Source organism: Pseudonocardia pini (assembly GCF_013870575.1).
In the GTDB taxonomy this organism is placed as follows: Bacteria; Actinomycetota; Actinomycetes; order Mycobacteriales; family Pseudonocardiaceae; genus Pseudonocardia; species Pseudonocardia pini.
In genome coordinates, this window is the sequence record NZ_JACBXB010000643.1 from 1 (window position 1) to 3,290 (window position 3,290).

4 protein-coding genes are annotated in these 3,290 nt (G+C 72.4%); 3 read left to right on the forward strand and 1 reads right to left on the reverse strand.

Annotated features, from left to right (window positions below; genetic code table 11):
• On the forward strand, positions 1 to 895 hold an 895-nt coding region (locus tag H5J29_RS26360), incomplete at its 5' end, for an amidohydrolase (RefSeq protein WP_181783710.1).
• Between the two features lie 2 nt (positions 896 to 897).
• Entirely contained in the window at positions 898 to 1,740 is an 843-nt protein-coding gene (locus tag H5J29_RS26365; RefSeq protein WP_246394306.1) for a serine hydrolase domain-containing protein, read from the forward strand.
• A 183-nt stretch (positions 1,741 to 1,923) separates the two neighbouring features.
• On the opposite strand, the gene H5J29_RS26370 is transcribed toward H5J29_RS26365, so the two are convergent.
• Positions 1,924 to 2,304 carry a VOC family protein gene (locus H5J29_RS26370; RefSeq protein ID WP_181783711.1) on the reverse strand — a complete coding sequence of 127 codons (381 nt, stop codon included), beginning with the start codon at positions 2,302 to 2,304 and terminating at the stop codon, positions 1,924 to 1,926.
• Positions 2,305 to 2,371: 67 nt separating this feature from the next.
• On the opposite strand from H5J29_RS26370, the gene H5J29_RS26375 reads away from it, so the two are divergent.
• On the forward strand, positions 2,372 to 2,929 hold the full coding sequence (locus H5J29_RS26375; protein ID WP_181783712.1) for a TetR family C-terminal domain-containing protein: 558 nt from the start codon (positions 2,372 to 2,374) through the stop codon (positions 2,927 to 2,929).
• The last annotated feature ends 361 nt before the right edge of the window (positions 2,930 to 3,290 follow it).

Here is a 3,290-nt window from a genome sequence, read left to right on the forward strand (position 1 = left end):
GGAGCCTCCGGAAGAAACCGTGCGAGCGGGAGTAGAACCGGACGGGTGCCTGTTCGGCACGCCCGCCGAGGAGGGCGGCGGCGGCAAGGAGACCATGGCGCGCGCAGGGCTGTTCGCCCGCGTCGACGCCGTCGTGATGCTCCATCCCTTCAGCCACGACATCGCGATGCACCCCTTCCTCGGCAGGCGCCAGGTGGAGATGGTGTTCCACGGCGTGGCCGCGCACGCGGCGGCGCAGCCCTTCATGGGCCGCAACGCGCTCGACGCCGCGGTGGCGGCCTACACGGGCGTCGCGGCGCTGCGCCAGCACCTGCCGCCGAGCGACCGGCTGCACGGCACGTTCACCGACGGCGGAGCCCGGCCGAACGTCGTGCCGGACCGCGCGGCGCTGATGTTCTACGTCCGCTCGATGGAGCCCGAGACGCTGCGCGACCTCGCCTTCCGGGTCGGCGAGATCGCCCACGGGGCCGCTCGCATGCACGGCTGCACCGTGGACCTGACCTGGGACGAGAAGCCCGCCTACCTGCCGATCCGACAGAACACGACGTTGGCCGGGCGGTGGGCGGCGAACCAGGTCGAGCGCGGCCGCACGCCGCTCGCGCCCGGCATCGTGCCGGAGTTCCTCACCGGCTCCACCGACCTGGGCAACCTGTCCTTCCGGGTGCCCGCGATCCACCCGATGCTCGCGATCGCCGGGCCGACCGCCGCGCTGCACACCGTGGGGTTCGCGGAGGCGGCGGGCAGCGAGTCCGGGGACCGGGGCGTCCGCGACGGCGCCGACGGGCTCGCCCTCACCGCCCTGGACTACCTCGCGGACGACGGTCTCCGCGCCGCCGTGCACGAGGAGTTCGCCGCGCAGGGCGGGCCGGTCGACGTGCCGGCGTTCTTCGCGTGAAGATGGACGGTATGAACGGCCCCGATCTCCCCCGCGCCACCCGCGCCCTCCTGGACTGGCCCGTCGATCACGTGGCGGCCGCGGTGGTCGGGGCGTCCGGTGAGGTGCTCGCGACCGCGGGGGACATGGACCGGGAGTTCCGGCTGGCCTCGGTCACGAAGCTGCTGTCCGCCTACGCCGTGCTCATCGCGGTGGAGGAGGGCGCGATCGAGTGGGACGACCCGGCGGGCCCCGAGGGGTCGACGATCCGACACCTCGCCGCGCACACGTCCGGGCTCGCGTTCGACTCCGAGCAGATCCAGGCCAAGCCCGGGACGCGGCGGATCTACTCCAACAGCGGCTTCACCGTGCTCGGCGACGCCGTGGCCAAGGCCAGCGGCATCGCGTTCCCGGAGTACCTGCGCGAGGCCGTCTGCACCCCGCTCGGACTCGGCTCGACCGAGCTGCGGGGCCAGGCGGGCTCCGGCGGGTTCTCCACCGCCACGGACATGGCCCGCTTCGCGGCGGAGCTGCAGAACCCCACGCTGGTCGCGCCGGAGACGCTGGCGGAGGCCACCACCGTGGTCTTCCCCGAGCTGAACGGGGTGCTGCCGGGCTACGGCTCCCAGCGCCCCAACGACTGGGGGCTGGGCTTCGAGATCCGGGCGGGCAAGACCCCGCACTGGACGGGCACCACGAACTCGCCCCGGACCTACGGCCACTTCGGCCAGTCCGGCACGTTCCTCTGGGTGGATCCCGAGCTCGGCGTGGCCTGCGTGGTGCTCACCGACCGGAGGTTCGGGGACTGGGCGGTGCAGGCCTGGACCCCGTACAACGACGGCGTCGTCGCCGCCCTCCGAGACTGACCCGGAGAACTTTCGGGATCGGGGAATCATCCCGGGGGCCCGTCCGTTGGAACAGCTGTCCGAGCCGGGCGATGCAGTGTCCCCGGGCCGCAATAGATAAGCGCCGCCGCGGAATACCGTTCGGCTGGAGCCGCGGTGTGCCACTCGCCGCGAGGCGACCTGCGCCTGGCTCGGACGCCAACTTCAGGCGTACTCACCCGTCAGCGGGATCGGCGTGATCACGTCCACGAGCACGCCGTCCGGCGCCTCCACGATGAAGTGCCGCTGACCGAAGTCCTCCGAGCGCAGCGGCAGCACGATCGGGAGGTGCGCGAGCCTCGCGTACTCGGCGTCGACGTCGGTCACCTCGAGGTTCAGCAACATCCCCGCCACCGGCCTGCCGAAGCCCGCGGGGACCGTCTCGTGCGCCGGGTCGAGGATCGCGAGCTCCCAGGGCCCGTTCTTGAGGCTGACGTACCAGTCCGCCTCGAACGTCGGCTCGAAACCGAACCACTCTCGGTAGAAGCGGGCCGCCGCCGGGACGTCGGCGCTCATCAGGACCGGGTACACGCTGGTCAGGGTCATCTCACTCCTCCATACATTCAGGCTGTACGTATGTTATACATACAGCCCGTACGTAACAAGGAGGACCGTGCCGCGCGCCACGAAGGAGCAGAGCGAGGCCACCGCGGCCCGCGTGCTGGAGACGGCCAGGGCGCTGTTCCTGGACCGGGGGTACGCGGAGGTGGGCCTGGAGGAGGTCGCGGCCGCGGCGGGCGTCACGCGCGGGGCGGTCTACCACCACTTCCGCAACAAGAAGGCGCTGTTCGAGGCGGTGCTCGCGCAGGTACAGGCCGGCGTCGCGCTCGCGATCGAGGAGGCGGCCGTCGGGGAGCCGTGGGAGCAGCTCGAACGCGGCTGCCGGGCGTTCCTCGCGGTGTCCGTGGCGCCGGAGGTCCGGCGGATCCTGCTGGTCGACGCCCCCGCCGTCCTCGGCTGGGCGACCTGGCGGGAGCACGACGCGGCAGGCACCCGGCTGCTCGGGGAGGGAGTCGCCGCCGTCGGACAGGGTCCGGCCGTGGCCGCCCTGCTCAACGGCGCGATGAACGAGGCGGCCCTGTGGATCGCCGCGGCGGAGGACCCTCCCGCGGCGCTGGAGCAGGCGTGGGCAGGCCTGCGCACGATGCTCCGCGCCCTCCAGCCGAGATGAACGTCAGTGCTGTTCGATCATGCTCCGATCAGCACTGAGGTTCATCTCGGCGGGGTGGGTAGGGCTCGCCGCAGCGCCAACACCGGTCCGGGGACTCCTCGGTGGGCATGGCGCCGCACTCGGGGCACACCTGCCCGAGCCAGCACACCGGATCGCCCATCCCGCCATGAGACTCCCGGCGCGGGAACAAGTCCAGGGTCGTCGCCGTTGGGAGGAAGGCCCGCCGGGCAGTGCCCATCTCCAATGCCCTTGTCCCGACCAGGCAGACTTGCACTCACGATGACCTCCACCCCAGCCACCGGGGAAGACGTGCGCGCCGGCGATCCCGGCCCCCGCACCGACTCCCCCTCCCAGTCCGGTG

Coding starts and splice junctions, on each gene's coding strand:
- H5J29_RS26370 (WP_181783711.1), bottom strand. CDS start 2,304: ATGACCCTGACCAGCGTGTACCCGGTCCTGATGAGCGCCGACGTCCCG.
- H5J29_RS26365 (WP_246394306.1), top strand. CDS start 898: ATGGACGGTATGAACGGCCCCGATCTCCCCCGCGCCACCCGCGCCCTC.